The 24,953-nt window shown below is 66.7% G+C and carries 20 protein-coding genes; 17 read left to right on the plus strand and 3 right to left on the minus strand.

Annotation, left to right across the window (positions count from 1 at the left end; translation table 11 throughout):
• Positions 1–230 precede the first annotated feature (230 nt).
• The 6 genes from HH212_RS13435 (at position 231) to HH212_RS13460 (ending at position 8,096) form a co-directional block, all read left to right on the plus strand.
• Positions 231–3,077: a YjbH domain-containing protein gene (locus HH212_RS13435; RefSeq protein ID WP_255486806.1), complete on the plus strand. Its 2,847-nt coding sequence runs from the start codon at positions 231–233 to the stop codon at positions 3,075–3,077.
• Between the two features lie 162 nt (positions 3,078–3,239).
• The gene (gene rfbB / locus HH212_RS13440; protein WP_170202932.1) at positions 3,240–4,298 is read left to right on the plus strand and encodes a dTDP-glucose 4,6-dehydratase; all 1,059 of its coding nucleotides are present in this window, start codon (positions 3,240–3,242) and stop codon (positions 4,296–4,298) included.
• Positions 4,299–5,189, plus strand: a complete 891-nt coding sequence (gene rfbD / locus HH212_RS13445) for a dTDP-4-dehydrorhamnose reductase (RefSeq protein WP_211172521.1) — start codon at positions 4,299–4,301, stop codon at positions 5,187–5,189. It abuts the gene before it with no gap.
• Between the two features lie 10 nt (positions 5,190–5,199).
• Positions 5,200–6,078: a glucose-1-phosphate thymidylyltransferase RfbA gene (gene rfbA / locus HH212_RS13450; protein ID WP_170202934.1), complete on the plus strand. Its 879-nt coding sequence runs from the start codon at positions 5,200–5,202 to the stop codon at positions 6,076–6,078.
• Between the two features lie 8 nt (positions 6,079–6,086).
• Complete coding sequence (gene rfbC / locus HH212_RS13455; RefSeq protein ID WP_170202935.1) at positions 6,087–6,638, plus strand: dTDP-4-dehydrorhamnose 3,5-epimerase; 552 nt, start codon at positions 6,087–6,089, stop codon at positions 6,636–6,638.
• Between the two features lie 24 nt (positions 6,639–6,662).
• Complete coding sequence (locus tag HH212_RS13460) at positions 6,663–8,096, plus strand: phosphomannomutase (protein ID WP_211172341.1); 1,434 nt, start codon at positions 6,663–6,665, stop codon at positions 8,094–8,096.
• A 66-nt stretch (positions 8,097–8,162) separates the two neighbouring features.
• Here the strand turns inward: HH212_RS13460 and HH212_RS13465 are convergent, their stop codons facing one another.
• Positions 8,163–8,462 carry a hypothetical protein gene (locus HH212_RS13465; RefSeq protein WP_170202937.1) on the minus strand — a complete coding sequence of 100 codons (300 nt, stop codon included), beginning with the start codon at positions 8,460–8,462 and terminating at the stop codon, positions 8,163–8,165.
• A gap of 309 nt (positions 8,463–8,771) precedes the next feature.
• On the opposite strand from HH212_RS13465, the gene flhB reads away from it, so the two are divergent.
• The 8 genes from flhB to HH212_RS13505 all read left to right on the plus strand — a co-directional run bounded on the left by flhB (position 8,772) and on the right by HH212_RS13505 (position 17,678).
• Positions 8,772–9,965 (plus strand): flagellar biosynthesis protein FlhB, encoded by a 1,194-nt coding sequence (flhB, locus tag HH212_RS13470; RefSeq protein ID WP_170202938.1) that lies wholly within the window; start codon positions 8,772–8,774, stop codon positions 9,963–9,965.
• A 154-nt stretch (positions 9,966–10,119) separates the two neighbouring features.
• Positions 10,120–12,258, plus strand: coding sequence for a flagellar biosynthesis protein FlhA (gene flhA / locus HH212_RS13475; protein WP_170202939.1), 2,139 nt, complete (start codon positions 10,120–10,122; stop codon positions 12,256–12,258).
• Positions 12,259–12,493: 235 nt separating this feature from the next.
• Positions 12,494–14,002: a flagellar biosynthesis GTPase FlhF gene (flhF, locus tag HH212_RS13480; RefSeq protein ID WP_170205429.1), complete on the plus strand. Its 1,509-nt coding sequence runs from the start codon at positions 12,494–12,496 to the stop codon at positions 14,000–14,002.
• Positions 13,995–14,807, plus strand: coding sequence for a MinD/ParA family ATP-binding protein (locus HH212_RS13485; protein ID WP_170202940.1), 813 nt, complete (start codon positions 13,995–13,997; stop codon positions 14,805–14,807). Before flhF ends, HH212_RS13485 begins: the two co-directional genes overlap by 8 nt.
• 48 nt (positions 14,808–14,855) lie before the next feature.
• Positions 14,856–15,578, plus strand: coding sequence for an RNA polymerase sigma factor FliA (locus HH212_RS13490; protein ID WP_170202941.1), 723 nt, complete (start codon positions 14,856–14,858; stop codon positions 15,576–15,578).
• Positions 15,569–16,312 carry a flagellar motor protein gene (locus tag HH212_RS13495; protein ID WP_170202942.1) on the plus strand — a complete coding sequence of 248 codons (744 nt, stop codon included), beginning with the start codon at positions 15,569–15,571 and terminating at the stop codon, positions 16,310–16,312. The genes HH212_RS13490 and HH212_RS13495 overlap by 10 nt, the downstream gene beginning before the upstream one ends.
• A gap of 15 nt (positions 16,313–16,327) precedes the next feature.
• On the plus strand, positions 16,328–17,059 hold the full coding sequence (gene motD, locus HH212_RS13500; RefSeq protein WP_170202943.1) for a flagellar motor protein MotD: 732 nt from the start codon (positions 16,328–16,330) through the stop codon (positions 17,057–17,059).
• A 199-nt stretch (positions 17,060–17,258) separates the two neighbouring features.
• Positions 17,259–17,678: a hypothetical protein gene (locus HH212_RS13505; protein ID WP_170202944.1), complete on the plus strand. Its 420-nt coding sequence runs from the start codon at positions 17,259–17,261 to the stop codon at positions 17,676–17,678.
• Between the two features lie 139 nt (positions 17,679–17,817).
• Here HH212_RS13505 and HH212_RS13510 read toward each other — a convergent pair whose 3' ends face one another.
• The gene (locus HH212_RS13510) at positions 17,818–18,963 is read right to left on the minus strand and encodes a M35 family metalloendopeptidase (protein ID WP_229217272.1); all 1,146 of its coding nucleotides are present in this window, start codon (positions 18,961–18,963) and stop codon (positions 17,818–17,820) included.
• Here HH212_RS13510 and HH212_RS13515 point away from each other — a divergent pair.
• The 3 genes from HH212_RS13515 to HH212_RS13525 all read left to right on the plus strand — a co-directional run bounded on the left by HH212_RS13515 (position 18,962) and on the right by HH212_RS13525 (position 24,491).
• Positions 18,962–19,138: a hypothetical protein gene (locus HH212_RS13515; protein ID WP_170202945.1), complete on the plus strand. Its 177-nt coding sequence runs from the start codon at positions 18,962–18,964 to the stop codon at positions 19,136–19,138. The genes HH212_RS13510 and HH212_RS13515 overlap by 2 nt on opposite strands.
• Before the next feature lie 179 nt (positions 19,139–19,317).
• Positions 19,318–21,987 carry an EAL domain-containing protein gene (locus HH212_RS13520; protein ID WP_170202946.1) on the plus strand — a complete coding sequence of 890 codons (2,670 nt, stop codon included), beginning with the start codon at positions 19,318–19,320 and terminating at the stop codon, positions 21,985–21,987.
• 8 nt (positions 21,988–21,995) lie between these two features.
• The gene (locus HH212_RS13525) at positions 21,996–24,491 is read left to right on the plus strand and encodes a bifunctional diguanylate cyclase/phosphodiesterase (RefSeq protein ID WP_170202947.1); all 2,496 of its coding nucleotides are present in this window, start codon (positions 21,996–21,998) and stop codon (positions 24,489–24,491) included.
• Here HH212_RS13525 and HH212_RS13530 read toward each other — a convergent pair.
• Positions 24,476–24,946 carry a flagella synthesis protein FlgN gene (locus HH212_RS13530; RefSeq protein ID WP_170202948.1) on the minus strand — a complete coding sequence of 157 codons (471 nt, stop codon included), beginning with the start codon at positions 24,944–24,946 and terminating at the stop codon, positions 24,476–24,478. The genes HH212_RS13525 and HH212_RS13530 overlap by 16 nt on opposite strands.
• Positions 24,947–24,953: the final 7 nt, after the last annotated feature.

The following is a 24,953-nucleotide window of genomic DNA, read 5'->3' on the forward strand; positions in this document are numbered from 1 at the left end:
TTGAAAAATTGCTAAAAATTAAATATTTATTGGTCGTTATAGATTTAATGTTTTAGATGAAAATGGGCAATAGTTGACGAAATTAGCGGCGTCGAGCGGCATTGTCGACGAATTAAATACTTGGCCGATCGTAGTTGCGAATGATAAACTTATGATCTTTCACGGGTTCGCTGTCAGCGCTAAGACGATGTCGAGCAATCCGTTCCGATGCCTCTACTAACTGGTTAGATGTGCTAAAAGCAACAAAGCGATACACAAAATATTCTTGCTGTGGTTGTCTCATCCTTAGCGCTGCACATGCCTTTGCCGCTACGCCAACTACTCAAGGGCAATCTGGGTACGTCAACATGCCAAGTGCGTGGACCGAGTACGACGGCACGCTTACGACTGGCTACAGCTACGATACGCCCTATGGCAGCGCTTGGGCGACCGTTACACTACTACCATTCCTACAGTTTACTGGGCGTTACGTTTCCATCACTGGCATTTCGGCTTTCGATACAACCGATGCCGAATATGGAAAGGGTTACGGACGCTACAAGGACAAGGTCGCGGATGTCAAGCTCAGATTGCGAGATGAAACTGACTTTTTCCCTGCGGTTTCCATTGGGGCAACTGATTTGTTAGGGACCGGCTTGTTTAAAGGACAATATGTTGTCGTTTCCAAAAGCTTTGGCCAAGCTCATAATCTGGAAGCCAGCATCGGCTACGGCAAAAATCGTCCAAATGGTCTGTTCGCAGGTGCACGCTGGGCGCCTTTTTCTTCCCCACGCTGGGCAGTGGTTGCAGAATACGATGCGAATGATTACAAGAAGGATTTTCTCGCAAATCAAACTGGGGCTGCGCAACGTGAAGGCGGGCCTGCAGTCGGTATTGAGTATCGCTGGGGTTGGTTGGGTGCGCAGGTGGCGCGGCACCGTGAACACTTCAGTGCAAATGCCTACTTGACGATCCCTTTTTCGCAAAGAGAATTTGTCCCGAAAATTGTGGAACCTGGCCCCTTCCAGGCAAAAGATGCACCTGCCCGCGTTTCGGCAGCTAGCTGGCAGGATGACCCACGTTACGGCGCCGCTTTAGTGGCGGCCCTCGTCAAGCAAGATTTCAAGAACGTGCGTGTTGAACTCGAAGGGAATGTTCTCAAGCTAAACTTGACAAACAACCGAATTTCAAATACGGGGCGCGCTGTCGGCCGAGCCACCCGTACTGCTCTTGCGTTTGCACCTGAGGGCACGCGGTCGATCCAAGTGACTTATACGCGCTTGGAACAGCCAGTGGTAACTTACCGGTTTATTGACCTGCAATTACTCACTGACTACTTGACAGGTTTGGCCAATCGGGAAGCTTTCTTGCAGACTGTTTCAGTGGGTTACTCGACACCTGTCGACCGCACAAGTAATGAACAACATGGCATGCTCGCTGCCCTGCAAGGTGACGGCAAACTCGGACTACAAATGGGCGAGGGAGGCAATCTGGTGCAGGTTAGCTCAGAAGACCGGGAGGCCAATCGTTTTAAAGCAGTACCTAAAGTGTCGTTCTTCTTCAACGATCCGAGTGGCGCATTGCGTTACGAACTCTGGACGGCCATCAATTACGATAGGCGCTTGGCTCAAGGCATGTACTTGAACAGCGATTTCAAACTGGATCTGTTCGAGAACGTATCTGGGGTCACCCAGCCCTCGAATAGCCTGCTGCCCCACGTGCGCACCGACATCGCCGAGTACAAGCGCGGCAGCCGCTTCAAGCTGAACCGCCTGCTGGTCAACAAGTACGTGATGCTCGACGAACGCCTGTATGCGCGCGCCTCGGCCGGCTTTTACGAGGAAATGTACCGCGGCGCCGGCGGCCAGGTGCTGTACCTGCCGAAGGACAGCCGCTGGGCCGCCGACCTCACCGTGGACGCCCTGCAGCAGCGCGGTTTCAAGGGCTGGTTCGACAAGCGCGACTACAGCACCGTCACCGCGCTCGGCGCATTGCACTACAAGCTTCCCTACGACATCACCGCAACCGCGCGCGCCGGCCGTTTCCTGGCCAAGGACAATGGCGTGCGCATGGAATTCAAGCGCCGTTTCGCCTCGGGTGTGGAAATCGGCGCCTGGTACACCAAGACCAGCGGCAAGGACATCACCAACCCGGGTTCGCCGACCGATCCCTACAACGACAAGGGCGTGTTCCTGTCGGTGCCGCTCAACATCATGCTGCCGATGGATTCCCAGGCCAACGCCGGCCTGGCCTTGTCGCCCTGGACGCGCGACGTCGGCCAGATGGTGGCCAGCCCCGGCGACCTGTACGACCTGATGGAGCAGCCGCGGCGCGACCTGACGCTGTACGACGGACTCGGCAACTTCGCCGAACGCCGCGACGAGCAGAACCTGCCCGCCGTGAATCCGCCGGTGCGGCCCCTGACGAACCCGTGGCCGGCCTTCCGCATGCGCGTGGAGCAGTCCGCGTCCACCACGCCGACCCTGCCGGAATGGGCCAAGGGCACCATTCTCGGCGGTGGTGCGATCCTGGGCGGCGCCTTGCTCGACAAGCCGGTCGACCGCTTCATGAAGAAGCATGCGGATTCCAGCGCGGCGCGCGCCTGGGACAACGTCGGCAAGGCGATGCCGGTGGTGCTGGCCGGCGCCGCCGCCGGCGCGGTGGCGTTCGGCGATGCGCGGGCGCAGAACATCGGCCTCATTTCTCTGGAATCGGTGGCCGGCGCGGCCGCGCTGTCGGTCGGCGCCAAGCACCTGGCCGGACGTGCGCGCCCGCGCGAGGAGCGCGGCCAGTGGGGCAGGGCGGCGGACCGCTCGGATGCATCGTTCCCTTCGAACCACAGCACCGTGGCGTTCGCGGCCGTCACGCCGTTTGCGCAGGAGTACGATGCGCCCTGGCTGTACGGCCTGGCTGCCGCCACCTCCCTCGGGCGCACGGCTGGACGCCAGCACTGGGTATCGGACGTGGTCGCCGGCGGCGTGCTCGGCTATGCGGTCGGCGGCTGGCTGTGGCAGGCGCAACGCGACAATAACCGGTCCAGCTTTGCCGTGGCGCCGGGCCCGAAATCGGTCAGCGTGGCCTGGAGCGGCAGCTATTGAGTGATCAGCCGGCGTCGCACCGGCGCCGGCACGACAGCGCATTTCAACAGAAAATTTCAGTTTTTATATTAGAATTGCTGTTTTGTAAAACCGATGCCTACGTGAAAAATCCTGCGGGACGATGCATGCGCGGTTTTCGGCAGCGACTTGGAGCGAACACACATGATCTTGACGACCGGTGGCGCCGGCTTTATTGGTAGTAATTTTGTGCTCGACTGGTTCACGGCCAGCGACGAATCCATGGTCAACCTGGACAAGCTGACCTATGCCGGCAACATGGAAAACCTGGCCGGCCTGCGCGACCAGCCGAAGCACATCTTCGTCAAGGGCGACATCGGCGACGTCGGCCTGGTCCGCCGGCTGCTCGAGCAGCACAAGCCGCGCGCGGTGGTCAATTTCGCCGCCGAGAGCCATGTGGACCGCAGCATCCATGGGCCGGGCGAGTTCATCCAGACCAACATCGTCGGCACCTTCCACCTGCTGGAAGCGGTGCGCGAGTACTGGAACGGCCTGCCCGAACAGGACAAGGCGGCGTTCCGCTTCCTGCACGTCTCCACCGACGAAGTCTACGGTTCGCTGGGCAAGGACGATCCGGCTTTCCGCGAGACCAACCGCTACGAGCCCAACAGCCCGTATTCGGCCAGCAAGGCGGCCAGCGACCACCTGGTGCGCGCTTACCACCACACCTATGGCTTGCCGGTATTGACGACCAATTGCTCCAACAATTACGGTCCGTATCACTTCCCGGAAAAGCTGATCCCGCTGTGCATCCAGAATGCGCTGGGCGGCAAGCCGCTGCCGATCTACGGCGACGGCCAGCAGATCCGCGACTGGCTGTACGTCAAGGACCATTGTTCCGCGATCCGCCGCGTGCTGGAAGCGGGCACGGTCGGCGAGGTCTACAACGTCGGCGGCTGGAACGAAAAGGCCAACCTGGAAGTCGTCGGCACGCTGTGCGACATCCTGGACGACCTCAGCCCACGCGCGGACGGCCAGTCGTACAGGACGCAGATCACCTTCGTCACCGACCGTCCCGGCCACGACCGCCGCTACGCCATCGACGCCACCAGGCTGGAGCGCGAACTCGGCTGGAAGCCGGCCGAGACCTTCGAGACCGGCATCCGCAAGACCGTGCGCTGGTACCTGGATAATCAGGCCTGGGCGCACAACGTGACCAGCGGCGCCTACCGCGAGTGGGTCGGCAAGCAATACGGAGCCTGAATCGTGAAAATCCTCGTGACCGGAAAAAACGGGCAAGTCGGCTTCGAGCTGTGCCGCGCCTTGTCCGTGCTGGGTGAAGTGGTGGCCATCGACCAGGCCGATTGCGACCTGGGCGATGCCGATGCCATCCGCGCGCTGGTGCGCCGGGTGGCGCCGGACGTGATCGTCAATCCGGCCGCCTACACGGCCGTCGACAAGGCCGAAGCCGAGCGCGACACCGCGTTCGCGGTGAATGCGCGGGCGCCGGGCATCCTGGGCGAGGAAGCCGCGCGCCTGGGCGCGCTGGTCGTTCACTACTCGACCGACTACGTCTTCGACGGCGCCAAGGACGGCAGCTACACGGAAGACGACCGCCCCGGTCCGCAGAGCGTCTACGGCAGCACCAAGTACGCCGGCGAGCAGGCCCTGGCGGCGGTCAATCCGCGCCACCTGATCCTGCGTACCAGCTGGGTCGTGGGCGCACACGGCGGCAATTTTGCCAAGACCATGCTGCGCCTGGCAGGCGAACGCGAGCAGCTGAGCGTGGTCGCCGACCAGTTCGGCGCGCCGACCTCGGCCGCGTTGCTGGCCGACCTCACCGCGCATCTGGTGCGCCAGCACGTGCGCGAAGGCGCGGACGGTTTTCCGTACGGGACCTACCACGTGACCGCGGCGGGCGAGACGTCCTGGTGCGAGTATGCGCGCTTCGTGCTGGCCGAAGCGCAGGCGGCAGGCAAGCCCTTGAAGGCAGGTCCGGATGCCGTCGCGCCCCTGAGCACTGCGCAATATCCGACCCCGGCCAAGCGGCCCGCGAATTCGCGCCTGGACACCGGCCGCTTCCGCGATACCTTCGGCTTGCGGCTTCCTTCCTGGCAGGAGGGTGTGCGCCAGGTCCTGCAGCAAATTTTCTAGAAAGACGACGATGGCCGATTCCAAACGCAAGGGCATCATCCTGGCCGGTGGTTCCGGCACCCGGCTGTATCCGGTGACGCAGGCAGTCAGCAAGCAGTTGATGCCGGTGTACGACAAGCCGATGATCTATTACCCGCTCAGCACGCTGATGCTGAGCGGCATCCGCGACGTGCTCGTCATCAGCACGCCGCAGGACACGCCGCGTTTCGCCGAACTGCTCGGCGACGGCAGCCAGTGGGGCATGAACATCCAGTACGCGGTGCAGCCGACGCCGGACGGGCTGGCGCAGGCCTTCATCATCGGGCGCGACTTCATCGGCAACGACCCCAGCGCGCTGGTATTGGGCGACAACATTTTCTATGGCCACGACCTGGTCAAGCAGCTGCAGAGCGCCAACGAGCGCAGCGATGGCGCGACCGTGTTCGCCTACCACGTGCACGATCCGGAGCGCTATGGCGTGGTGGAGTTCGACGCCCGGCAGCGCGCGGTCAGCATCGAGGAAAAGCCGGCGGCGCCGAAGTCGCCGTATGCCGTGACCGGACTGTACTTCTATGACAACAACGTGTGCGGCATCGCCGCCGACATCAAGCCCTCCGCGCGCGGCGAGCTCGAGATCACCGACGTCAACCAGTGCTACCTGGAACGCGGCGAACTGAACGTCGAGATCATGGGGCGCGGGTTTGCCTGGCTCGATACCGGCACCCACGACAGCCTGCTGGAGGCGGCGAGCTTCATCGCCACGCTGCAGAAGCGCCAGGGCCTGCAGGTATCCTGCCCCGAAGAGATCGCGTACCGGCAAGGGTGGATCGATGGTGCGGCGTTGCAGAAGCTGGCATCGCCCTTGTCGAAGAATGGCTATGGCCGTTATCTGTTGAACCTGTTGAAATAAGCACCTACATGCCTTTTACCGTTACCCCTACCGCCATTCCCGAGGTGCTGGTGCTGTCGCCCAAGGTGTTCGGCGATGCACGCGGCTTTTTCTTCGAAAGCTTCAATGCCCGCGATTTCCGCGAAGCGACCGGCCTGGATGTGGCGTTCGTGCAGGACAATCACAGCAAGTCGGCCAAGGGCGTGCTGCGCGGCCTGCACTACCAGATTCAAAATCCGCAGGGCAAGCTGGTGCGCGTGGTGCAAGGGGAGGTGTTCGATGTCGCCGTCGACATGCGCCGCACGTCGCCCACCTTCGGGCGCTGGGTCGGAGAGATCCTGAGCGCCGACAACCACAAGCAGTTGTGGGTGCCGCCGGGCTTCGCCCATGGCTTCGTGGTGCTGAGCGAATCGGCCGAGTTCCTTTATAAAACCACCGATTACTGGTACCCCGAGTTCGAACGCAGCCTGCGCTGGGATGATCCTCAGCTCAACGTGGCCTGGCCGATCCAGGAGGCGCCGCAACTGGCCAGGAAGGATGCCGAAGGCAGCCTGTTCGCGAATGCGGAAACCTACGAATAACCTCACCTGAAAACTTCGATGTCCATGACCAATCTTCGCCAGATCGTTACCCAATCCGGTGTCCAGTTCGGCACCAGCGGCGCCCGCGGCCTCGTCGCCAGCATGCGCGACGACGTGTGCTACGCCTATGCCCAGGCCTTCCTGCGCGCCGTTGCCGGCGCCGCCGATACGGTCGTCCTCGGCCACGACCTGCGCCCGAGCAGCCCCGCCATCGCCGCCGCCTGCGCCCAGGCCGTGCGCGACGCCGGCAAGCGGGTCCTGTTCGTCGGCGCGCTGCCGACGCCCGCGATCGCCTACTATGCCGCGGTGCAGGGCGCGCCCGCCATCGTGGTGACCGGCAGCCATATTCCATTCGACCGCAACGGCATCAAGTTCTACCGTGCCGACGGCGAAATCTCGAAGGCGGACGAGCAGGCCATGCTCGACGCCGGCGTCCAGCTGCCGGCGGCGATCGCCGCGGCCCCGCTGCCGCCCGCCAGCGACGAGCCGGCCAACGCCTACGTGCAGCGCTACCTGGACGTGTTCGGCGCCGATGCGCTGGCCGGCCTGCGCATCGCCGTCTACGAGCATTCGAGCGTGGCGCGCGACATCCTGCACACGATCCTGGAAGCGCTCGGCGCCAGCGTGCTGCCGCTGGGGCGCACCGACCAGTTCGTCCCGATCGATACCGAAGCCGTGCGCGCCGAGGACATCGAACGCGCCGCGCAGTGGGCACAGGAACACAGCTTCGACGCCATCGTGTCGACCGACGGCGATGCCGACCGCCCGCTGATCGGCGACGAGCGCGGCACATGGCTGCGCGGCGACATCGTCGGCATCCTGTGCGGCCAGTACCTGGGTGCCGATTTTGTCGTGACGCCGGTGAGCAGCAATACTGCCGTGGAACGTTGCGGCAGTTTCAAGGAAGTGCTGCGCACGCGCATCGGCTCGCCCTACGTCATCGCCGGCATGGAGCAGCTTGCGGCAACCCACGGCCAGGGCGCCGTGGTGGCCGGCTACGAAGCGAACGGCGGTTTCCTGCTCGGCAGCGACATCGCCCGCAACGGCGCGACCCTGAAGGCCTTGCCGACGCGCGACGCGGTGCTGCCCATCGTCGCCGTGCTGGGACTGGCGCGCGAGCGCGGTTGCCGCGTGTCCGAAGTGACGCGCGCGCTGCCGCCGCGCTTCACCGCCAGCGACCGCCTGCAGGAGTTCGCCACCGAATCGAGCCGCCAGTTGGTGGCACGCCTGGCGCAGGATGGGGCGCTGGCCGCCGGCCTGCTGGCGCCGCAATCAGGCGAACTCGCCAACATCGACACCACCGACGGCTTGCGCGCGACCTTCGCCAACGGCGACATCGTCCACCTGCGTCCGTCCGGCAATGCGCCGGAACTGCGCTGCTATGCGGAAGCCTCGACCCAGGCCGATGCGGAAGCCTTGTGCCGGGCTTGCCTGGAGCGGGTCGCCGCGCAGGCGTAAAAAAACGGCCGCGCAAGCGGCCGTTTTCATATTCATATCGCCGGAGCGCCTGGGCGCTCCCCGTGATTAACGGTGCGAGGTGGTCGAGTGGTTGGTGGTCGAGTCGCTGTCCGAAGCGGCGACGGCGACGGCAGCCACGGCAACGCCGATGGCCACGGCAGCGCCGGTCGACAGGCCGGCGATGGCGGTGCCGCCGAAGAAACCACCGGTGGTGCCGGCAGCTGCGCCGGTACCGGCAGCGCCGGCAGCCTGGCCAGCGGCAGCCGCGTCAGCGGTTTGCGCAGCGGTTGCGGTCGCGGCTTCTTGTGCGAACACTTGTGCCGACAGCATGCTCAGGATGGCGCCGGTAACGAGAATTTTCTTCATATTCAAATCCTTATAAATTCGATTAGGGGACGGCTTCAGCAATAGTGCCTTGCTGCGTCATTATAGCAAGGCAATGTTGCTTCAGTTCACAATAGGCCTGCCAGTCCGGCAACTCCCACGAAAAGTGTGAATAATTTTCCACTTGTCCGCAAGTTAAGAGTTTATCGTAAAAGGTTACAGACAAACTCACGTTTTCTAACGAAATCTGCCACCGTGGGTAATTAACCACCGGTTTCCGATGCTGTTCTCGTTCTAGCCGTGCGGCAATATCGGGAATAATTCCATCCTGACCTGAACTTGGAGCACAGGATGGCGGAAGCCAGCAACGCAGAAAAGACCGAACCGGCGTCACAGCGGCGCCTCGACCAGGCGCGCAAGAACGGCGACATCCCGCGCTCGCGCGAAGTGGCCACCTTCACCGTGCTGATGACGGCCGGCGCCGGCCTGTGGATGATGGGCGGCGGCCTGGTCGCCAAGCTGTCGTCGGTGCTGCAGGGCGGGCTGTCGCTCGACCGCGAGCAGATCCATAACCCTGCGCTGCTGATGGAACGCGTCACCGCCGACGTCGCCGGCGTCATCCTGGCGTGCCTGCCGCTGGCGGCCATGGTCATGCTGGTGATGCTGGCGTCGCCGCTGGTGATCGGCGGGTGGAACTTCAGCGCCAAGTCCTTCCTGCCCAACTTCGGCAAGCTCAATCCGATGCGCGGCCTGGGCAACATGGTGTCGACCAACGCCCTGGTCGAGCTGCTGAAGGCGGTCGCCAAGACGCTGCTGGTGGGCGCCGTGGCCTGGTACGTGGTGATGAGCCAGAAGGACGCCGTGCTCGGCCTGGCGCTGGAACCCTTCGGCACCGCCGCGCCGCACCTGGCCAGCATCCTGGCCAAGTCCTTCCTGACCATGGTCGGGTCGCTGGGCGCCATCGCCATCCTGGACGGGCCGTACCAGATCTGGCATTACGCGGATAAACTCAAGATGACGCGCCAGGAAGTCATCCAGGAATCCAAGGAATCGGACGGCAACCCGCAGATCAAGGGCAAGATCCGCCAGCTGCAGCGCGAGATGGCGCGCAAGCGCATGATGGCCAACGTGCCCACCGCGGATGTTGTCGTGACCAACCCGACCCACTTCGCGGTGGCGCTGAAGTACGCCGACGGCCAGCGCGGCGCGCCGCGCGTGGTCGCCAAGGGCACCGACGAGGTGGCCGCGAAGATCCGCGAGATCGCAAAAGAGAACAAGGTGGCGCTGCTGGAAGCGCCGGCGCTGGCGCGTGCGCTGTACAAGCACACCGACATCGACGACGAGATCCCGGAACGGCTGTACTCGGCGGTGGCCGAAGTGCTGGCCTACGTCTACCAGCTGCGCGCCTACGCCAAGGACAGCCGCCAGCAGTATCCGGATCGCCCGACCAGGCTGCCGGTGCCGCCGGAGATGGACCCGTTCGACCCGGCCTACAAGGCGCCGGGTACGCAGGCGGGGGCGGATACGGGGGCAGACGAGTTGTAATGAAGCGGCGCCGCCGTGCGCCGGCGGTGGAAATAGGCTGGTTTTTCGCGTCTCCTCGCCAAATGGTTTCCGTCAGGCATCAGTAATAATGTTGGTTATGGGCAAGCCATCGGCTTGTCCGCACCGATGACCAATACTGAACGACGGGACACGAATGAACGGTTTCAAACTGCCGGCATGGATGAATGGACTGGCCAGCCGCGGCGGCAACCAGTTGGCGGCGCCGATCCTGATCATCCTGCTGCTGGCGATGATGATCCTGCCGCTGCCGGCATTCGCCCTCGACCTGTTCTTCAGTTTTAACATCGCGCTGTCCGTGATCGTGCTGCTGACCGCGCTGTACACGGTCAAGCCGCTCGACTTCATGGCCTTTCCGGCGGTGCTGCTGGTGACCACCATGCTGCGCCTGGCGCTGAACGTGGCTTCCACGCGCGTGGTGCTGACCCATGGCCACACCGGCGGCGCCGCCGCCGGCAAGGTGATCGAAGCCTTCGGCCACTTCCTGATCGGTGGCAACTACACGGTCGGCCTGGTGGTGTTCATCATCCTCACCATCATCAACTTCACCGTCGTCACCAAGGGCGCGGGCCGTATCGCCGAGGTCGGCGCGCGCTTCGCGCTGGATGCGATGCCGGGCAAGCAGATGGCGATCGACGCCGACCTGAACGCCGGCCTGATCGGCGAAGCGGAAGCCAAGAAGCGCCGCGCCGAAGTCGGGCAGGAAGCGGAATTCTACGGCGCCATGGACGGCGCCTCGAAGTATGTGCACGGCGACGCCGTCGCCGGCATCCTGGTCACCGTCATCAACGTGATCGGCGGCCTGATCGTCGGCATGGTCCAGCACGACATGGCGTTCGGCGATGCCGTCACCAACTACACGCTGCTGGCCATCGGCGACGGCCTGGTGGCGCAGATTCCCTCGCTGATCATCTCGATCGCGGCCGGTATGGTGGTCTCGCGCGTGGCCAGCGAAAAGGACGTCGGCTCGCAGGTGGTCGGCCAGCTGTTCGCCAAGCCGATGGTGCTGTACATCACCGGCGGCATCATCGGCGGCATGGGCCTGATCCCGGGCATGCCGAATCTGGTGTTCCTGCTGCTGGGCAGCACGCTGTTCGGCGCCGGCTACCTGATCGAAAAGAAACGCAAGAACGCACCGCCGGAAGAATTGGCGGGCAATGCCGCCGCCGCGGGGCAGGGCGGGGCGGCAGGCGCGGCCGGCGCCGCGGGCGCCGCCGGCGGCGCCGCGCCGGCCGAGCAGGAAGAAGCCAGCTGGCAAGACGTGATGCCGGTCGATACCCTCGGCCTGGAAGTCGGCTACCGCCTGATCCCGCTGGTCGACAAGGGGCAGAACGGCGAACTGCTGAAGCGCATCAAGGGCATCCGCAAGAAGTTTGCGCAGGAAGTCGGCTTCCTGGCGCCGCCGGTGCACATCCGCGACAACCTGGAACTCAAGCCGGCGGCTTATCGCATTACCCTGAAAGGCGTGGAAGTCGGCAGCGGCGAGGCGATGAACGGCCAGTTCCTGGCGATCAACCCGGGCATGGCCAGCGGCACGCTGCCGGGCCTGGTGACCACCGATCCGGCCTTCGGCCTGCCGGCGATCTGGATCGACGCCGGCCTGAAGGAAGAGGCGCAGAGCATGGGCTACACCGTGGTCGATGCCGGCACCGTGATCGCCACCCACCTGAACCACCTGATCACGACCCACGCGTCGGAACTGCTGGGCCGCATGGAAGTACAGGCGCTGCTGGATCACCTGGCCAAGGAATCGCCCAAGCTGGTCGAGGACCTGGTGCCGAAGGTGGTGTCGCTGTCGACGCTGCAGAAGGTGCTGCAGAACCTGCTGACCGAGGGCGTGCACATCCGCGACATGCGCACCGTCATCGAGACGCTGTCCGAACACGCCGGTACTGCCGACCCGAACGACCTGACCGCGCTGGTGCGCGTGGCGCTGGGGCGCGCCATCGTCCAGCAACTGTTCCCGGGCACCAACGAACTCTCGGTGATGACGCTGGACAATCGCCTGGAGCGATTGCTGGTGCAGGCCCTGAACGCCGGCGGCGACGGCACCGGCATCGAGCCGGGACTGGCCGATACCATCGTCCAGCAGGCGGCGAATGCCACCCAGCAGCAGGAAGCGATGGGCCTGACGCCCGTGCTGCTGGTGCCGGGACCGCTGCGCACCTTGCTGTCGCGTTTCCTGCGCCGCGCCTTGCCGCAACTGAAGGTGCTGTCGCATTCGGAGATCCCGGAAAGCAAGACGATCCGGGTGACCAGCCTGGTCGGCGTATAAGATCGGGCCGGCAGTACACATCCGATGGGCGGCGTTTGCCGCCCATTTACGCATGAGCGGCAGATTTCTTTCGCAAATCCTTGCCGTAACGAAATAAGCCCATTTCCCCCGCCTTTTCCCTCGATTGTTTCCGCACAGCATCGTCAATAATCTTACTCATGAATGGGGCATGCATGCGCCCTGCAGTACCGATTGCGACCGATAGCTGATTACCTGCCCAGAGCGGAGACCGATGATGAACGTGAAGAAATTTACAGCGCCTACTTCCCGCGAGGCCTTGCGCAAAGTGCGCGAGGCCCTGGGCCCGGACGCGGTCATCCTGTCGAACCGCCCGGTGGATGGCGTGGTCGAGATCCTGGCGCTGGACAACGACGATGTCGCTTCGCTGGCATCGCCGTCGATGGCGTCCGAGATGGATGCGCCGCGTCCGCAACTGAACGTGCACGCCGACGTGCCGGCCGCGCCGGCCGCCCCGGCACCGCGCGCGTTCCAGGAAGCGCCGGCGGCCCCGGCCATGCGCTCCTTCGATACGTCCTCCGCCCCGGCGATGCGTTCCTTCGACGCCCCGGCCGCGGCGCCGGCGCGTCACCCGCTGAATCCGTCGAACGCTTTCCTCGGCCTGGACGACCTGCCGGCCGCGGCGCCGGCGCCGCACACCTACGCCGAGCGCCGCGCGCCGGCACCGGAAGCGCCGGCCTTCGACATGGCCGCAATGACCGCCATGATGTCGGCCGCCATCGCCCAGGCGAAAGAATCGGCCGCCAACGCCGCCGCCGCCGAGATGAACGGCATGATGAGCGAACTGCGCGCCATGCGCGGCATGATGGAGTCGCAGCTGGCCGAATTGTCCTGGAGCGGCACCCAGCAGCGCGAGCCGCACAAGGCAGGCGTGCTGCGCGAGATGCTGGCGGCCGGTTTTTCGGCCAGCCTGGCGCGCTACCTGATCGACAAGATGCCGGCCGGTAAGGATGCGGCCGAGTCGATGCGCTGGGTCAAGACCGTGCTGGCGCGCAACCTGGTCACGATGGCCGACGAGGATGCGATCCTGGACCGCGGCGGCGTGTTCGCGCTGGTCGGCCCGACCGGCGTCGGCAAGACCACCACCACCGCCAAGCTGGCGGCGCGCTGCGTGATGCGCCACGGCGCCGACAAGCTGGCCCTGATCACCACCGACGCCTACCGTATCGGCGGCCACGAGCAGCTGCGCATCTACGGCAAGATCCTGGGCGTGATGGTGCACTCGGTGAAGGACGAGGCCGACCTGCGCATCGCCCTGAAGGAACTGCGCAACAAGCACACCGTGCTGATCGACACCATCGGCATGTCGCAGCGCGACCAGATGGTCACCGAGCAGGTGGCGATGCTGGCCGGCAGCGGCGCCGACGTCAAGCGCCTGCTGTGCCTGAACGCCACCGCCACCAACGAGACCCTCAACGAAGTGGTGCGCGCCTACCAGGGCAGCGGCCTGGCCGGCTGCATCATGACCAAGATGGACGAGGCGGCGTCGATCGGCAACGTGCTGGACGTGATCATCCGCCAGAAGCTGAACCTGCACTACATCTCGAACGGCCAGCGCGTGCCGGAAGACCTGCATCTGGCCGACCGCGCCATGCTGGTCGACCGCGCCTTCCGCGGCAAGCGCGACGCCGCCGCCCAGTTTTCCGATGCCGACCTGCCGCTGATGATGGCCGGCCTGGGCAACCTGAACAACGACCGTTCGCTGCGCGAGGTATACGTTGGCTAGTTTCGACTTCGACCAGGCCGAGGGCCTGCGCCGCATGCTGGCCGGCCCCAAGCCGCGCATCGTTTCTTTTCTTTCCGCCACACTCGAGGACGACAAGGGCGCCATGCTGGTCAACCTGGGCGCCTCGCTGGCGCAGTCCGGCAACGACGTGCTGATCGTCGACGCCTGCGAGCGCGGCTACGGCGTGGCGCGCCGCCTGGGTGTCGATCGCGGTCCCGGCCTGCTGCAGGTGGCGCGCCAGGAATGCGCGCTGAACCAGGTGATCCACCCGGCGCCGCAGGGGTTTTCCGTGGTGAACATGAATACCGTCGCCTCCGCGTATCACCCGGACGATGCGCGCCGTCTGGCCAACACCTTCGACGTGCTGGTCAAGCAGGCTGCCGGCAGCATCGTCATCGTCGACGGCGAATTCTCGCCCGACGGCGGCTTTCCGGTGCCGGCCATGGCCGCCTCCGAGATCGTGGTGCAGGTGTCGACCAGCGCCATGTCGATCACCAACGCTTATGCGCTGGTCAAGCGCTTGTCGCAACACCTGGGCCGGCGCCCGTTCGGTATCCTTGTCACCGGCGCTACCGAGGCCGAGGCGAAGGTGGTATACGATAATATGTCATCTGCGGCAACACGTTACCTTGCAGTAACGCTGAGTTCCATGGGCTCGGTGCCGGCTGACGAATACCTGCAGCGCGCTGCGAGCCTGGGACGCGCCGTGGTCGACGCCTTCCCGCTGGCCGGCGCCTCTGTGGCGTTCCGGCGCCTGGCGGGACGCTTTGCGCACGGGGGCGTGCAGCACGGCCGGGCGGCGTGAATTCATCCATAACGAGTCAGATCAGCGAGCGGAAAACCGGGCGACACCATGTACACGGCCAAAGGGAAAGCGGACAAGAATTCTTTGCTGACGGCGCACATGCCGCTGGTGAAGCGTCTCGCCCACCACATGAAGGCGAAGCTGCCGCCGTCGGTCGAGGTGGATGACCTGGTGCAGGCCGGCATGATGGGCTTGCTCGACGCCATCAACCGCTACGAGGAAAACCAGGGCGCCCAGTTCGAGACCTATGCGGTGCTGCGCATCCGCGGCGCCATGCTCGACGAACTGCGCAACAACGACTGGATGCCGCGCTCGACGCGCCAGAACATGCGCAAGGTGGAAGCCGCGATGAACGCCCTGCAGCAGCAGCTGGGCCGCCCGCCGAGCGAATCGGAAGTGGCGAAATCGCTCAAGCTGTCGCTGGCCGACTACCAGGAACTGCTGGGCGAGTCCGGCGGCCACCAGCTGGTGTACTACGAGGATTTCCACGACGGCGAGGAGGGCAGCGACGGCTTCCTCGACCGCTATGCGGTGGACGACGACGATCCGTTGAAAAGCCTGCTCGACACCGATTTCCGCCAGTCCGTCATCGACGCCATCGACGCCCTGCCGCCGCGCGAGAAGATGCTGATGGGCCTGTATTACGAGGAAGAGCTGAACCTGAAGGAGATCGGCGCGGTCATGGGCGTGTCCGAATCGCGCGTCTCGCAGCTGCATACGCAGGCGGTGGCGCGCCTGCGCGCCTGGCTGAAGGAACGCGCATGGACCTGACCAGCCTGCTCGGGCTGGCGCTGGCGCTGGCCGGCATCGTCGTCGGCCACACGCTCGACGGCGGCAAGTTTTCCTCGCTGGTCCAGCCGGCCGCGTTCGCGATCGTGGTGGTCGGCACCTTCGGCGCCGTGCTGCTGCAGACCAAGCGCCAAGCTTTCGTGCGCGGCCTGCGCATGCTGCGCTGGGTGTTCGTGCCGCCGCCGGACCGGCGCGCCCAGCTGGCGCGCGAGATCCACCTGTGGAGCCTGTCGGCGCGGCGCGACGGCCTGCTGTCGCTGGAACAATACCTGGCCAAGGCCGACCCCTTCGTCCAGAAGGGCTTGCGCCTGGTGGTGGACGGCATCCACCCCGACAAGCTGCGCAGCCTGCTGGAAACCGAGATCAACGGCTATGAATTCCGCGAGCGCCAGGCCGCGCGCATCTGGGAAGCGGCGGCCGGCTACGCGCCCACGGTCGGTATCCTGGGCGCGGTGCTGGGCCTGATCCACGTGATGGAAAACCTGAGCGATCCGTCGCGCCTGGGCGCCGGCATCGCGGTCGCCTTCGTCTCGACGGTGTATGGCGTGGGGCTGGCGAACCTGTTCTTCTACCCGGTCGGTAACAAGATCAAGGGCATCGTCGCCGAGCGCGTGGCCCAGTACGAGATCCTCGTCGACGTGTTCCACGACATCGCCACCGGCGACTACACCCGCGTGATCGAGGAACGGGTCGCCTGCCTGCTGGCGCAGCATTGAGAACCGGTTGACACCATGGCGCGCCGCAAACCCTTCCAGGAAGACACCGAACACCACGAGCGCTGGCTGATCTCGTACGCCGACTTCATCACGCTGCTGTTCGCCTTTTTCGTGGTGATGTATGCGATTTCGGTGGTCAACATCGGCAAGTACACGGTGCTGTCGGAAGCGCTGGGCGACGCTTTCGGCGGACGCGGCGCGGCGCTTAAATCCAACACGCAGGTCGAGGTCGAGGCGCTGCCGCTGTCGAACATCATCGCCCACCGCCGCGCCGAAGCCGCCAAGCGCGACCGCGAGCGCCTGGCGCTGCTGGCGCGCAAATTGAACGCTTCGCTGGCGCCGCTGGTCAACGGCGGCAAGGTGCGCGTGACCCAGAACGCGCGCGGGGTGACGGTCGAGATCAATGCCAGCGTGCTGTTCGACGAGGGCGCCGCGGTCCTGGCCGGCAATGCGCGCGAGACGCTGGGCGCGGTGGCCCAGCTGCTCAGGGACGATCCGCACGCGATCGAGGTCGAGGGGCATACCGACGACACGCCGATCCGCAACCCGCTGTTCCCGTCGAACTGGGAACTGTCGGCGGTGCGCGCCAGCAGCGTGGTGCGGCTGTTCATCGAGAACGGCGTGGCCGAGCGCCGCCTGGCGGCGGTGGGACGCGGCGCCAACGTGCCGGCGGCGCCCAACGATACGCCCGAGGGCAGGGCGCGCAACCGGCGCGTGGCGGTCACCATCCTGGCCGGCGGCGGATGAGATAGCCGCCCGCACGCGTGCGCACCTTGGCATTTGCCGCCGCCCCGTGCACAATCGTTCCAACCCGACAGGAGCTTCGATCATGCGAAGACCGATCATGCCGCGCGCCGCTTTGCTGCGTCTGTTGTTGCCATGCACCCTGCTATGCATCTTGCCGGGTACCGGCGGCGCGCATGGAACAGAGAATGGAGCCGAAACGATGAACGTGCACGCGAGCCTGAGCGTCGATGCCAAACACGACAAGGTGCTGGTCACCTTCCGCGCCGAGAACCTGAGCGAGCGCCGCGCCTGGCTGCCGCGCAGCGTCGCCGCCGACCAGGCGCTCACCGGCCGCCTGTTCGACCTGCGCGAACACCCGGGCGGCGCCGAGGTCGCCTACACCGGCCCCTGGGTCAAGCGCGGACCGATGACGGCGGCCGACTTCGTCGAGCTGGCGCCGCACTCGGCCCACACGCACACCATCGACATCACCGATGCGTACGACTTCAAGCCGGGCCAGCATTCCTACGAAATCCGCTACGAGGGCGGCGCGCTGCCGGACGTGCGCCAGCTGGATGCCACGCGCGCCATCGAGGCGGCGCCGGTGGTGTTCAGCCATACGGCGCCGCCCGGACCGTAGGGTGGACGGCTGTACCGCCGCCGCTTGAATCACCGCGGCGGCGCCGCCGTCCACGCGTTCGGCCGGCGCCGAATTTGTGGCAAATCGGGCGTCGCATGAACGCGTGGACGGGGAACCCGCCTCGCCGGCCACATCCACCCTACGGTTGTGGCGGTGTGTTTTCGCCGAAGTATTCGTGCGAATCGGCGTTGTCGATCGCGCGCTCCGGATTGCTGACCGCCAGCGCCCGCGCCGCCTGCTGCCCGTAGACCCAGTCGTTGGTGCCCGCCACTACCGTGAAGTGGCTCATTTCGTGCACCAGCGTGCCGCCCTTGGAGTCGGTGCCGGTGAGCGGCGCGCTCCAGAATGCGTTGCAGACGTAGATCTTGTACGGCTGGTTCGGGTAAACGTAGGCGTAGTAATCCTCGTTGCAGCCGCAGTCGACCGTCACCGGCTTGGTGGCGAAGGCATCCTTGATGGCGATGAAATGGCGCGACACGATGGCGGCGCGCTCGGCGTCGACGGCGCCGAACCAGGTCGTGTAGCGCGGTCCCAGCGCTCTGCGCCGCGTATAGGCTTCGGCATCGGTGGACATCGCCAGCGCCGCCTGTGCGGCCTGGGCGATGGTTTCCTGCTGCGGGTTCGAGCAGCGGCTGTAGGAGAGGGCGTCGGCGCTGCCGGGCGCGCCGGCGTCCGGCGCCGGGGACGACGACGCGTCGGAGGCCGGCCTGGATTGCGCATCCGGCGGCGCTGCGCCGGGCTCCGCCAGGCCGCGCGGCAGGCGGCCGTCGATCCATACCGAGGCCGGCGGCGCTGACGCCGCGTCCCGGCCGGCCTGCGGCAGCAGCCGCGCCGCGTCCGGCGCGGCGTACGACAGCGGCGCGCCGCCGCGGTAGCGGATGCTGTAGGCGCCGGTCACGTTCATGCGGTACAGCGCCGACAGTTCCACCCGCGCGCTGCGCGAAGCGCCCGGCGCCAGCGCGATGAAGTCGCCCGCCCGCGGCGCCGCGCGCTTGACCTGGCGCCCGAGGTAGGGCACCTGCTGGCCGTCGCGCGTGATCTCGAACAGCGGCGCCTCGGGCGCGCCGAACGGGGTCTGCCATGCCAGCAGCCAGGCGGTGGCGTTCGAGGTGTTGGTGATGGTGACCGTCACCATCACCGCGTCGCTGCGGGCCAGGCTCGGGCGCTCCGGCGTCACCGTCACCGTGACGCCGGCCGCCGGCGCCGAGGACGCCGCGACCGCAGATGCCGCGCCGGCACATGCCGCGCCCACGAGCGCCAGCATCGGAATGCGTTTCCAGTCCATGTTCGCTCCAAAGAAAAAGAAGGGAGCTTTTCTTGTAGAGGAAGGCGGAATTGCTGGCTTTGCAAAGGCACAATGGAATGTGCTGGCGGAATGCGCTGGCGCTGCAATGCCACAACAAATCCGCCGCACGATAGCGAAATCCGAACACAAGCTGTGGCAAATTGATATCATGTAAAGATGCTGTAAGATAATAAACGTTTCGCAAAGTAATCCTCTCGTTCACACTGCCGTGCGCCGCCGCTGCCGCCGCACGGCGATGCGCCGGGCGCCTGCCGCGCCGGCGCCGTTCCGGAATCGACCGATTGCCTGCACCCGAGCCCGCACAGCAAGGCGACGACGATAAAGTGACGATTCTTGGACAAGCACACGCACCACAAACCGGATAACCCGCATGCCGCCGACGACGAACGGGTCGCCGCGATCGCGCGCGAGCTCGGCCTGGACGACCGTGAGATCGCCGCGCGCAAGGCCTTCCTCGAACTGGACGAGGACGACGTCGCCCTGCTGCGCCAGGTGCACGTGCTGGTCGACGGCGACGGCGACGTGTTCACCGATACCTTCTACCAGCACGTGCTGGCGATCCCGGAACTGCGCGAGCTGGTGCGCGACGACGCCACCGCGCAGCGCCTGCGGCGCAGCCAGCACGACTATTTCCGCAGCCTGACCGCCGGCGACTACGGCGCCGACTACATCCGCAACCGCCTGCGCGTGGGCGTGGTCCACCAGCGCATCGGGTTGGAGCCGAAGTGGTACATCGGCGGCTACCGCAAGTACCTGGCCGGCATGCTGGAACTGCTGTCGCGCCGCATCGTCGGCGATCCGCAGCGCCTGTCGCGCGCCTACGGCGCGGTGCTCAAGATGGTCTGCTTCGACATGGGGCTGGCGCTCGACACCTATGCCCACGCCAACCAGCGCAGCGTGCTGCAGTACCAGAATTACCTGGAGCAAGTCATCGACGGCATGCCGGCCGGGCTGGCGGTGGTCGGCGCCGACGGCCGGGTGCGCTCGATGAACCGTGCCATGAGCCAGATGCTGGGCGTGGCCGACGACGCCATCGCGGCGCACCCGCCGCTGGCGCAACTGCTGCCGTGCCCGCTGCTGGAGCGGCGCGCCGCCGAGGCGCTGGCATCGGGCGCGGCGCAGGACGGCGTGCCGGTCGCGTTCGACAGCCCGGCCGGCGGCGTGCGCTGGTTCGAGTTCAACATCCGCCGCACGCGCCAGGCCGGCGAGCACCTGCTGCTGCTGATCGGCCAGGACGTGACCTACCAGGCAGAGGCGCGATTGCGCCTCCAGGAAAGCGAGGAATTTTTCCGCCTGACCTTCACGCAAGCCGCGGTCGGCATCGCGCTGCTGTCGCCGGACGGACGCTTCCTGCGCGTGAACCGCAAGCTGTCGCACATCGTCGGCTTCAGCGAGGCCGAGCTGCTGCAGTGCCGCTTCGACGACATCACCTGGCCCGAGGACCTGGCCGAAGACCGCGCCCAGGTGGCGCGCCTGGTGGCCGGCGAACTGCGCGACTTCCAGCGCGAGACGCGCTACGTGCGCAAGGACGGCCAGGCGGTGTGGGTGGCGCTGAGCTGCTCGACCATGCGCGAGGCCGCCGGCGGCCTGCGCCTGATCGCCGCGGTCGAGGACATCTCGCGCCGCAAGCAGGCCGAGGAAGCGCTGCTGCGCCTGGCCAACCACGACGCCCTGACCGGGCTGCCCAACCGTACGCTGCTGCAGGACCGCCTCGAGCACGCCATCGTCCAGGCCCAGCGCAACGGCGCCGCCCGGGACCGGGCGGCCGAGGTCGGCGTGATGTTCATCGACCTGGACCGCTTCAAGCACATCAACGACAGCCTCGGCCACGACGCCGGCGACCGGCTCATCATCGAGATCGCGCGCCGCCTGGGCCGCAGCCTGCGCGAGAGCGACACCGTGGCGCGCCAGGGCGGCGACGAATTCGTGGTGGTGCTGCCCGAGCTGGCCGGCCCCGAGGACGCGGCGCGGGTGGCGCAGAAGGTGCTGGACCACCTGTTCCAGCCGCTCACCCTGTCCGGCCAGGAAGTGTTCCCGACCGGGAGCATCGGCATCGCCATGTACCCGCGCGACGGCGCCGACAGCGGGTCGCTGCTGAAGGCGGCCGACAGCGCCATGTACCGCGCCAAGGCCAGCGGCGGCAACCATTTCCACTTCTACGCGGCCGCCATGGGCACCCATGCGCACCGGCACCTGCGCCTGGAGACCGGGCTGCAGCGCGGCCTGCTGCGCGAGGAATTCGTGCTGCACTACCAGCCCCAGGTCGACATCGCCAGCGGCCGCATCGTCGGCCTGGAAGCGCTGCTGCGCTGGCAGCCGCGCGGCGGCGACATGGTGGCGCCGTCCGACTTCATCCCGCTGGCCGAGGAGACCGGCCTGATCGTGCCGATCGGCGAATGGGTGCTGGCCACCGCGCTGCGCCAGCAGGCGCGCCTGGAAAGCATGGGCCTGGCGCCGCTGCGCATGGGCGTGAACATGTCGGCGCGCCAGTTCCGCGAGGACGACGTGGCCGGCATGGTGGCGCGCCTGCTGCGCGAAAGCGGCTGTTCTCCGTCCTGCCTGACGCTGGAGATCACCGAGAGCGTGCTGATGGAAAATCCGGCGCAGGCCGCCGAGACCATGGCGCGCCTGGCGCAGATGGGCGTGCGCCTGTCGATCGACGACTTCGGCACCGGCTATTCCAGCCTGGCCAACCTGCGCCGCCTGCCGATCCACAGCCTCAAGATCGACCGCTCGTTCGTGGCCGACATCGGCGCGGGCGTGGAGCGGGGCGGCGAGGCCGGCGAGGCCGGCGCCGGCGGCGCCATCGTGCAGGCGGTGATCGCGCTGGCCGGCACCATGAAGCTGGACGTGATCGCCGAAGGCGTCGAGAGCGCCGCCCAGCAAGCCTTCCTGGGCGAGCACGGCTGCCGCCAGATGCAGGGCTACTGGTTCAGCCGGCCCTTGCCGGCGCCGCAGCTGGAACGCCTGCTGCAGGCGCACGGCGCGGGGGCGCAGCCATGAGCGTGGCCATGACCGGAGCGCGGGGCGGGACCGTGGCCGGGCCGGGGCCGCGGCGCGTCTCCGGCGCCGTCCTGGCCGTGCTGGCCGCCGGCCTGGCCGCCTTCATGGCCTGGCTGGTGCTCGGCCACCGCGCCATGCTGCCGTGGCGGCTGCAGTGGTACCTGCCGCTGCACACCGTGGTGGAAACGCTGGCGGTGGTGGTCATCACGCAGGTGTTTTCCACCGGCGGGCACGGCACCGGCAGGCGCATCCCGGCGCGCGTGGCCTTGCTGTCGCCGGCGGCGCTGGCGGTGGCCCTGCTCGAATTCGGCCACCTGATGTCGGTGCCGGGCATGCCCGGCCTGATCGCCCCGGCGGTGCCGGGGTCGGGCGTGGTGTTTTCGCTGGCGGCGCGCCTGCTGGGCGCGCTGACCCTGCTGGCGGCGGTGCTGGTGCCGCGCGAGCGCATGGTGGCGCGCAGCGTGCACGCGCTGGCGATGCTGGCGGCGCTGGCGGCGGTCGGCGCCGGCTACTGGCTGGTGCTGGCCGCGCCCGGCCTGGTGCCGGCCACCCACGTCGCCGGCGTCGGCCCCACCGCCTTCAAGACCGCCTGCGAGTACCTGCTGATCGCGATCAACGGCGTGGCCGCGCTGCTGTCGCTGGGACGCGCGCTGCGCCACGGGCGCCGCACCGACCGCTACCTGGCGCTGGCCGCGGCCGTGATGGCCCTGGCCGGCGTCGCCTTCGTCTTCAGCATGGCGCGCGACGACGCGGTCAGCATGGTCGGCCACCTGTACGAAGTGATCGCCTACCTGTTCCTGTACCGCGCCATCCACGTGGCCGCGGTGCAGGCGCCCTACCTGCGCCTGAAGCGTTCCGAGCGCTCGCTGGCGGAAAGCGAGAGCAACTTCCGCAGCCTGATGGAATGCGCGCCGGACGCGATCCTGCTGGCCGCGCCGGACGGGCGCATCGCCATGATGAACGCGCGCGCCGAGGAACTGTTCGGCATCGGGCGCGACAGCGCCGCCGGCCTGGCGCTGGACGTGCTGCTGCCCGGCGCAGGGGCGGACGGGCAGGGCGACGTGGTCGAGTGCCGGCGCCTGCGCCAGGACCCGTTCCCGGCCGAGGTGCGCCGCGCCGCCACCCCGGCCGGCCAGCAGATCGCGATCGTGCGCGACCTGTCCGAGCGCAGCCGCCTGGAGCGCGCGCTGCTCGAGCAGCTGACCTACGACGCCCTGACCGGCCTGCCGAACCGGCGCCGCATCCTGGAAACGCTGGACGAGGCCATCGATGCGGCGCGCCAGGAACGGCGCACGCTGGCGGTGCTGGTGCTGGACCTGGACGAATTCAGGAAGATCAACAGCGGGTACGGCTGGGCCGGCGGCGACGAGGTGCTGCGCGAATGCGTGACGCGCCTGGCGCAAATGCTGGAATCCGGCGACACCCTGGCGCGCCAGGGCGGCAACGAATTCATCGTGGTGCAGAAGCATTCCGGCCAGGACGCCGCCGGCGCGCTCGGCGCGCGCCTGCTGGGCGCCATGCGCGAACCCTTCGTGCTGGGCGGGCAGCGCGTGTTCCTGTCGGCCAGCATCGGCGTGGCGCTGCTGCCGGAGGCGCCGTGCGGCGCCGCCGGGCTGCTGCAGATGGCGCAGGTGGCGATGGGCGGCGCGCGCGCCGCCGGGCCGGCGCACCTGCGCTTCCACAGCGCCGACATGGAGCAGGCGATCCGCGACCGCGTCGACATGGAAGCGATGCTGCGCCACGCGCTCGAACACGGCCAGCTGGCGCTGCAGTACCAGCCGCGCATCGGCCTGGAAGAAGGCCGCATGAAACGCATGGTCGGCGTGGAGGCGCTGGTGCGCTGGCGCCATCCGGTGCTGGGCCTGGTGCCGCCGGCGCGCTTCATTCCGCTGGCCGAGGAAACCGGCATGATCGAGGAACTCGACCTGTGGGTGCTGCGCACCGCCTGCGCGCGCGCCGCCGCCTGGCACGCCGCCGGGCTGCCGCTGGGAAGGGTGTCGGTGAACCTGTCGGCGCGCCAGTTCCAGCACCCCGGCCTGGCGCAGCGCGTGCGCGCGGCGCTGGAAGACAGCGGCCTGCACCCGGCCCACCTGGAAATCGAGATCACCGAAAGCACGGTGATGCGCGATACCGAGGTGGCGGCCGGCGTGCTGCGTTCGCTGAAGGCGCTCGGCGTGGCGCTGTCGATCGACGATTTCGGCACCGGCTATTCGTCGCTGAGCTACCTGAAGCAGTTCCCGATCGACGTGCTGAAGATCGACCGCTCGTTCGTCAAGGACGTGGTGATCGATGCCAACGACGCCGCCATCACCCGGGCCATCATCGCGCTGGCGCACGGCCTGAACCTGGAAGCGGTGGCGGAGGGCGTGGAGACGGCCGAGCAGATGGCGTTTTTGCAGGAAAACGGCTGCGACGAGATCCAGGGTTTCTACTTCAGCCGGCCGTTGTGGCCGGAGCAGCTGGAAGCGTTCATGGCGCGGGAAGCGCCTCAACCCACCACGTAACGCCGCGACGGCCCGCTGCCGAACGATTGTCCGCCCGGTCCGTATACGCCGCCCGCGCCGCCGCTCTCGCCGCGCAGGGCATTCAGTACCCCGGTGGTATGCGCCATCTGCTTGTTGATCAGCATGCCGTTGACGCGATTGAGTTCCTTGGCTTCGCGCGTCAGTTCCAGCAGGCGATCCCATTGGGTACGCGCATCGGCGCTGCCGCCCACCGCCAGCCACGGCTCCATGCCGTTTTCCGAGGCCACGAAGCCGGCCGCGCCCAGTGCCTGGTGACGCAGGCGCGACAAGTCCGCCGCCTGCTGCGCCAGCCTGAGTTTTTGCGGGGTGAGGGTGGCGAGGCCATCGGCATCCGCACTGACCAGGAGCTGCTGCTCCTGCTTCATCAGCGCCACGATGGAACCGATCAGTTGCTGTTCGTCGCGCAAGCTTGCGCCGGGGGATGCAATGGCCATGAATGAT

This window comes from Massilia forsythiae (assembly GCF_012849555.1).
GTDB classification, from domain to species: domain Bacteria; phylum Pseudomonadota; class Gammaproteobacteria; order Burkholderiales; family Burkholderiaceae_D; genus Telluria; species Telluria forsythiae.